General features: G+C 42.0%; 5 protein-coding genes, 5 pseudogenes and 1 other annotated feature. Of the genes and pseudogenes, 7 read left to right on the forward strand and 3 right to left on the reverse strand.

Going from position 1 to position 7,028, the window contains the following annotated elements:
* Nucleotides 1-130: 130 nt before the first annotated feature.
* Nucleotides 131-211: pseudogene (locus FTT94_RS16805) on the forward strand (riboflavin synthase); the annotation flags it as partial.
* 90 nt (nt 212-301) lie between these two features.
* Here the strand turns inward: FTT94_RS16805 and FTT94_RS15840 are convergent.
* Nucleotides 302-463 (reverse strand): annotated as a pseudogene (locus FTT94_RS15840) (monooxygenase); the annotation flags it as partial.
* Nucleotides 464-772: 309 nt separating this feature from the next.
* Between FTT94_RS15840 and FTT94_RS15845 the strand changes: the two are divergent.
* The 6 genes and pseudogenes from FTT94_RS15845 to FTT94_RS15870 all read left to right on the forward strand — a co-directional run bounded on the left by FTT94_RS15845 (nt 773) and on the right by FTT94_RS15870 (nt 4,780).
* The gene (locus FTT94_RS15845; protein ID WP_006581699.1) at nt 773-1,339 is read left to right on the forward strand and encodes a recombinase family protein; all 567 of its coding nucleotides are present in this window, start codon (nt 773-775) and stop codon (nt 1,337-1,339) included.
* 182 nt (nt 1,340-1,521) lie between these two features.
* A pseudogene (locus FTT94_RS15850) lies at nt 1,522-2,551 on the forward strand (IS3 family transposase); the annotation flags it as partial.
* Nucleotides 1,811-1,927, forward strand: a sequence feature (AL1L pseudoknot). It overlaps the preceding pseudogene by 117 nt.
* Nucleotides 2,550-2,681: pseudogene (locus FTT94_RS15855) on the forward strand (DUF3363 domain-containing protein); the annotation flags it as partial. The pseudogenes FTT94_RS15850 and FTT94_RS15855, both read left to right, overlap by 2 nt.
* Nucleotides 2,682-2,897: 216 nt before the next feature.
* Nucleotides 2,898-4,112, forward strand: a complete 1,215-nt coding sequence (gene floR, locus FTT94_RS15860) for a chloramphenicol/florfenicol efflux MFS transporter FloR (RefSeq protein ID WP_000214122.1) — start codon at nt 2,898-2,900, stop codon at nt 4,110-4,112.
* A gap of 27 nt (nt 4,113-4,139) precedes the next feature.
* Nucleotides 4,140-4,328 (forward strand): annotated as a pseudogene (locus tag FTT94_RS15865) (LysR family transcriptional regulator); the annotation flags it as partial.
* Nucleotides 4,329-4,579: 251 nt separating this feature from the next.
* Complete coding sequence (locus tag FTT94_RS15870) at nt 4,580-4,780, forward strand: integrase core domain-containing protein (protein WP_171501088.1); 201 nt, start codon at nt 4,580-4,582, stop codon at nt 4,778-4,780.
* Nucleotides 4,781-4,874: 94 nt separating this feature from the next.
* Here the strand turns inward: FTT94_RS15870 and tet(M) are convergent, their stop codons facing one another.
* Together tet(M) and FTT94_RS15880 are read right to left on the reverse strand one after the other, a co-directional pair.
* On the reverse strand, nt 4,875-6,794 hold the full coding sequence (tet(M), locus tag FTT94_RS15875) for a tetracycline resistance ribosomal protection protein Tet(M) (protein WP_000691727.1): 1,920 nt from the start codon (nt 6,792-6,794) through the stop codon (nt 4,875-4,877).
* A 15-nt stretch (nt 6,795-6,809) separates the two neighbouring features.
* On the reverse strand, nt 6,810-6,896 hold the full coding sequence (locus FTT94_RS15880; RefSeq protein ID WP_011058339.1) for a tetracycline resistance determinant leader peptide: 87 nt from the start codon (nt 6,894-6,896) through the stop codon (nt 6,810-6,812).
* Nucleotides 6,897-7,028 lie beyond the last annotated feature (132 nt).

Raw genomic sequence — 7,028 nt, forward strand, 5'->3', positions numbered from 1 at the left:
CTCGGTTAATTAAGGCTCGGTTATAGGATGACCAATTGGTTGTACGGTAGATTTTAGAGGCAGGCTTATTCATTTTGAAATTATATTGCTGAATAAGCTTTTGATGCTAGGTTTGTGCAACAAAGCCCATATAGGCGATGAAGTAAATTATGAAATCGATCAAACCACACGAACTTTGGTTGATACTTTAGAAAATATTCATCAAAAATAAATTCCAGTGCATTTTACACGGCTCAATTCAGATAAAAATATTGATTGAGTCCATGTAAAACAATGCCCATAATTTGAATTTTAGCTTTTCCTACGAATAAAAACTTGGACCAGGTATTTTTCCTGTTAAAACCCATTCGCCAATTTCTTGATATTTATAATCGACTGGATCATATAAAGTTTGTGTTCTGACATTTCGCCAAAAACGATCTAAATTCAATTTTGCTGTTGTTGCTCTTGCTCCCTTTTTCTGGGTATACAAGCCTAAATTTTATGGAAGGGATTCATATGCTGCACCTTTAGCTAAAAGAGTATTCAGCTTACTATTCGTGGTTATTTGCAACAGTGCCTTCTGGTAAGGGTCGGCACCGGCACATCAAAAAAATCTCTCCCTGAGTACGGTTGTTTCTATCGGGAGCAGAATATTAATTTCGTTACTTTAGACTATAGCCTAACGGAACAAAATAAAGTCTTAAAAAGCAACTCAAAAACCGTATTTATAGACTTAATATTTAATTTCGGTACAATATGTATTTAATTATCTAAACTCTAACGGTACAGAATGCCTAATCAGGTCGGATATATTCGAGTCAGTTCAACTGAACAAAATACTGAACGTCAATTAGATGGAATCAGCCTGGATAAGACCTTTACTGAAAAGGCAAGCGGTGGTAGCCGTGAACGTCCTCAGTTAAATGCAATGCTCGACTATCTGCGTGAAGGTGATACGGTGCATGTTCATAGTATTGATCGTCTGGCACGTAATACAAATGATCTGAACGAAATTGTGAATAGTCTGAATGATCGTGGTATAACCATTATTTTTCATAAAGAGAATTTGACCTTCAGTCATGATGTAGCACAATCGGCAATAAATAAACTCATGTTTCAGATGCTTGCTGCATTTGCAGAGTTTGAACGCTCCATGATCCGTGAGCGTCAAAAGGAAGGAATTGCAAAAGCCAAAGCGAAGGGCTTATATAAGGGAAGAAAGCGGAAGGTTGACTATGTTGAAATACGAAAAGCAATGGCTGAAGAAAATTCAACATTTAGAGGTGTTGCAGAAAAGTTTAAAGTAGGGATAGCAACAGTACAAAGAGCTTTAAAAGAAGAAACTAATAATCAATAAGGTTGATTAATGAAGACGCTTAGATATTCAAATTTAGAAAAGATCATGACCATTTATACTGAAATTTCTACTTATATTACATTTCATAATGCGACTGGTTTAACAGATATAAATAAATCAATGGAAGATTTTTGAACCGTACCGGGTTTGTCGGAGACCAAGCTTTCTGAGAGAATGTCCCGATGAAAAAAGTAAAATATACCCCTGAAATCAGAGAAAGAGCGGTTCAATTATTGATTGAATCCGAGAAAGATTATCCATCGAATTGGGCTGCGATCACCGCTATTGCTCCCTGAGCAGTATACTGCGCAAGGGTTGTACTCCTGAAACACTACGTGTTTGGTATCAAAAATATTTAGATAAACAAAATCCAGTTAAAGTACAGCAGCTTTCAGACCAAGAACGTATCAAACAACTCGAACGCGAAAATAAAGAACTGCAACGCGCCAATGAAATTCTACGTAAAGCAGCCGCTTTTTTCGCCCAGGCGGAGCTCGACCGCCCACACAAATAATGGTGGATTTTATCCATAATAATAAAGAGCTGTACGGAGTCGAGGCGATTTGTAGAATTTTACCGATCGCACCTTCAACCTATTACCGGACTCTAGATCTCTGTGAAAATCCAGAACATCGAGCAAAGCGAGATTTACATGACTTGCATCATGCTGAGGAGATTAAACGAATTTGGAAGGAAAGTTCAGGTCGGTATGGTGTACGTAAAGTCTGGCAAAAACTGAAACGTGAAGGCTATATTATTGCGCGCTGTACTGTTGCTCGATTAATGCAAAAGCTAGGTATAAAAGGTGTTTGGCGTGGTAAGAACAAACAAACCACCCGTAGCCGAGATGATCAAAAACGAGCGGATGACTTGGTAAAACGTAATTTTACTGCTGATCATCCTGACCAACTGTGGGTGAGTGACTTTACGTATATTCAAACAAATTCAGGCTGGGTTTATACTGCATTTATTATTGATGTGTTCTCACGAGCAATTGTTGGATGGAAAGTATCGACACGGATGAATACAGATATGGTGCTCGATGCATTGGAGCAAGCATTGCATGATCGAGGCATGCCAAAGAATGTGATTCATCATTCCGACAGAGGTGTGCAATATCTTTCCATTCGCTATACCAATCGTTTAGAAGCAGCAAATTTACGAGCATCAGTCGGTACGACTGGTGATTCATACGATAATGCTTTGGCTGAAATCCCATGAGTTCACCCTTGTCCCGTGGCGGCCGATCATCGACCGCCAACTCGGCCGCGAGGTTATGGGCATCGTGCAGGGCGGGTCGGTGTCGTGGCAGTTAGGGCGGCAGAGGGGGCTGGAACGCTGAGTGCGCCCATGCCGCATTGCAAAGCAAAAGATAATCGGATAAAATGTAGCAATTCATATTCGTAAGCGTGGAGTAATCAGATGGGAAATTCCAAGTCAGCAGACAAGTAAGCCGCAACAACCAGTATTGTTGTTGCGGCGCTCTGTAAGGCTAGTCTCATCTGATTGCTGACGAGCAGACGTCGCCCGGTATTCCTTAATCGAGGGTTGATTCGTCATGACCACCACACGCCCCGCGTGGGCCTATACGCTGCCGGCAGCACTGCTGCTGATGGCTCCTTTCGACATCCTCGCTTCACTGGCGATGGATATTTATCTCCCTGTCGTTCCAGCGATGCCCGGCATCCTGAACACGACGCCCGCTATGATCCAACTCACGTTGAGCCTCTATATGGTGATGCTCGGCGTGGGCCAGGTGATTTTTGGTCCGCTCTCAGACAGAATCGGGCGACGGCCAATTCTACTTGCGGGCGCAACGGCTTTCGTCATTGCGTCTCTGGGAGCAGCTTGGTCTTCAACTGCACCGGCCTTTGTCGCTTTCCGTCTACTTCAAGCAGTGGGCGCGTCGGCCATGCTGGTGGCGACGTTCGCGACGGTTCGCGACGTTTATGCCAACCGTCCTGAGGGTGTCGTCATCTACGGCCTTTTCAGTTCGATGCTGGCGTTCGTGCCTGCGCTCGGCCCTATCGCCGGAGTATTGATCGGCGAGTTCTTGGGATGGCAGGCGATATTCATTACTTTGGCTATACTGGCGATGCTCGCACTCCTAAATGCGGGTTTCAGGTGGCACGAAACCCGCCCTCTGGATCAAGTCAAGACGCGCCGATCTGTCTTGCCGATCTTCGCGAGTCCGGCTTTTTGGGTTTACACTGTCGGCTTTAGCGCCGGTATGGGCACCTACTTCGTCTTCTTCTCGACGGCTCCCCGTGTGCTCATAGGCCAAGCGGAATATTCCGAGATCGGATTCAGCTTTGCCTTCGCCACTGTCGCGCTTGTAATGATCGTGACAACCCGTTTCGCGAAGTCCTTTGTCGCCAGATGGGGCATCGCAGGATGCGTGGCGCGTGGGATGGCGTTGCTTGTTTGCGGAGCGGTCCTGTTGGGGATCGGCGAACTTTACGGCTCGCCGTCATTCCTCACCTTCATCCTACCGATGTGGGTTGTCGCGGTCGGTATTGTCTTCACGGTGTCCGTTACCGCGAACGGCGCTTTGGCAGAGTTCGACGACATCGCGGGATCAGCGGTCGCGTTCTACTTCTGCGTTCAAAGCCTGATAGTCAGCATTGTCGGGACATTGGCGGTGGCACTTTTAAACGGTGACACAGCGTGGCCCGTGATCTGTTACGCCACGGCGATGGCGGTACTGGTTTCGTTGGGGCTGGTGCTCCTTCGGCTCCGTGGGGCTGCCACCGAGAAGTCGCCAGTCGTCTAACCGACGACTGGTAGCAGGCCCGCTCCGATGCGGCGCACTAACCATCGAAACCTCGTGAATGTCGGTATCCTGTCTGGCAGGATACCGCTCATTTCCCTTGTTCAGTTCATCGCCGTCGCCGAGCATCTGAATTTTCGGCATGCGGCCAAGGCACTTGGTATCAGCCAGTCGAGCGTCAGCGCGCGTGTGAAAGCGCTGGAGGATAACCTTGGTGTTTTTGAGTAATAAAGTTTAATACTATGTAATAAACAATAATACTCAGTAAAAAAGTTTCATACCGGGTTTCAATAGAAAGGAAATATATTCATTATTTTCAGTATATTGAGATCTTAGTATGAAACTTTTTTTTATTTTAATAGAATTGTACTTAGACTAACCTTGCAGATAGTATGGTACTTTAATAAATATTATTTGAATTTAATATCAATAAAATTAAACACTTACACACAAAACAGTATGATACTTTATTGCTTTCACATAATAAAGCGGAGGTGATTGATTATTTGAAACAGGAATGGGATGGCGTAAATGATGTTGCGCTAGCAACCCTTGATTGGGTACACTGGTACAACCATGAACGATTGCATTCTACCAATGGATATGTATCGCCTGTTGATGCGGAAAATATCTACTATTGTTCATTAATTCCGTCAGGCTATGCTGCCTGACTCAAGCAAACCTGTCTCCGATAAAACCAGGACGGTTCAAAATATTTCATCTTATTTAACAAGAAACCATATTTATATAACAACATAAAATACACTAAGTTATTTTATTGAACATATATCGTACTTTATCTATCCGACTATTTGGACGACGGGGCTGGCAAACAGGTTCACCGGTAGTAACATGGTACCCTTTTAACTCTGTTAAACAAACACTACGTCCATTTGTAAAGAAAGTTAAATCACTACGATATTCTTGAATACACCGAGCAGGGATTTCTCCACTAAGAATGACCTCATTATTTTTCAATTGAGTGTCTACGATGTTCGCACAATATTTAGGAGCATCGTTGTATGCTCGTGAAAGATATTCCTGTGGCGCATAAATTTTAAAACTAAGATATGGCTCTAACAATTCTGTTCCAGCTTTTTTTAAGACTTGTTCCAATACAATAGGAGCAAGCATCCGAAAATCTGCTGGGGTACTAACAGGGCTATAGTATAAGCCATACTTAAAACAGATTTTACAATCCGTCACATTCCAACCATATAATCCTTGTTCGCAACCATAGCGTATCCCTTCCATAACTGCATTTTGAAATGATTGATTTAAGTATCCAAGAGAAACCGAGCTCTCATACTGCATTCCACTTCCCAACGGAAGCGGTGATACAGATAAACCAATGGAAGCCCAGAAAGGATTTGGCGGCACTTCGATGTGAATGGTATATTCTGCATTTTTTAACGGTCTCTCCATATAAATGACTGTAGGCTCTTTTAGTTCTATCTCCACATGATACTTTTCTTGCAACAGTGCACTAATCACTTCCATTTGTACTTTCCCTAAGAAAGAAAGTATAATTTCATGTGTCGTAGAATCCACGTAATATCGTAGAAGCGGATCACTATCTGAGATTTCCAAAAGGGCATCAAGCAACATTTCTCTCTGTTCAGGTTTACTCGGTTCAACAGTTGTTTGTAGTAGAGGGTGCGGATTTTCAATCTTTTTTCTCTGTGGCAATAGTTTTGTATCTCCAAGAACACTATTTAACTTCAAAAACTCATTTTGCAAAATAACAATTTCTCCAGAATAAGCTCTATCAATCTTACATAATTCACCATTTATTGAAGTATACATTTCTGTAACTTTTATTTTTTCTTTTTCTGATACTCTAACCGAATCTCGTAAATGTAGTACTCCACTATAAAGGCGTATATATGCAAGACGTTGTCTTTTTTTTGTATATTCAATTTTGAAAACATTTCCGCAAAGTTCAGACGGACCTCGATGTGTTGATGAATAAAATTTATTCGTAATCACTTCTATAAGGTTATCAATCCCTATATTGTTTTTTGCACTTCCGTGATAAACAGGGAACAGGGAACAATTATGAAATCTTATGCTTTCCTCTTGTTCGAGTTCCAATGCTTCTAATGATTTACCGGACATATATTTCTCTAAAAGGTCATCGTTTCCCTCTATTACCGTATCCCATTGTTCAGATTCGGTAAAGTTCGTCACACACATATTAGGATACAGTTCTACCTTCTGTTTGATTACAATTTCGGCAGAAAGTTTCTCTTTAATATCCTGATAAACCGTTGATAAATCAATTCCATTTTGGTCAATCTTATTGATAAAAAAGATTGTGGGAATCCCCATTTTCCTAAGTGCATGAAATAATATACGAGTTTGTGCTTGTACGCCATCTTTTGCAGAAATCAGTAGAATTGCCCCATCTAAAACTGATAATGAACGATATACTTCTGCTAAGAAATCCATATGTCCTGGCGTGTCTATGATGTTCACCTTCGTATTTTCCCACTGAAAAGAGGTTATTCCTGTCTGAATTGTAATTCCTCTCTGACGTTCTAAAAGCGTATTATCCGTCCTCGTTGTACCTTTGTCCACGCTTCCTAATTCTGTAATCGCTCCACTGTTATATAATAAGCTTTCTGTTAAGGTAGTTTTTCCTGCATCAACATGAGCTAAAACTCCAATATTAATAATTTTCATGTGATTTTCCTCCATTCAAAAACCCAAAAGGGCATAAAAATCCCAGTGATAAATACTTTTATCACTGGGATTTTTATGCATAACCATAGGTATACAAAGCATACAGAGGCACTGTTGCAAATAGTCGGTGGTGATAAACTTATCATCCCCTTTTGCTGATGGAGCTGCACATGAACCCATTCAAAGGCCGGCATTTTCAGCGTGACATCATTCTGTGGGCCGTACGCTGGTACT

Origin of the sequence: Acinetobacter sp. YH12027 (assembly GCF_013420085.1) — a bacterium.
Classification (GTDB): domain Bacteria; phylum Pseudomonadota; class Gammaproteobacteria; order Pseudomonadales; family Moraxellaceae; genus Acinetobacter; species Acinetobacter amyesii.

What these genes read in the sequence shown, in the direction of transcription:
- floR (WP_000214122.1), top strand. Translation starts at nt 2,898, where the DNA reads ATGACCACCACACGCCCCGCGTGGGCCTATACGCTGCCGGCAGCACTG.
- FTT94_RS15880 (WP_011058339.1), bottom strand. Translation starts at nt 6,896, where the DNA reads ATGCTTTGTATACCTATGGTTATGCATAAAAATCCCAGTGATAAAAGT.
- FTT94_RS15845 (WP_006581699.1), top strand. Translation starts at nt 773, where the DNA reads ATGCCTAATCAGGTCGGATATATTCGAGTCAGTTCAACTGAACAAAAT.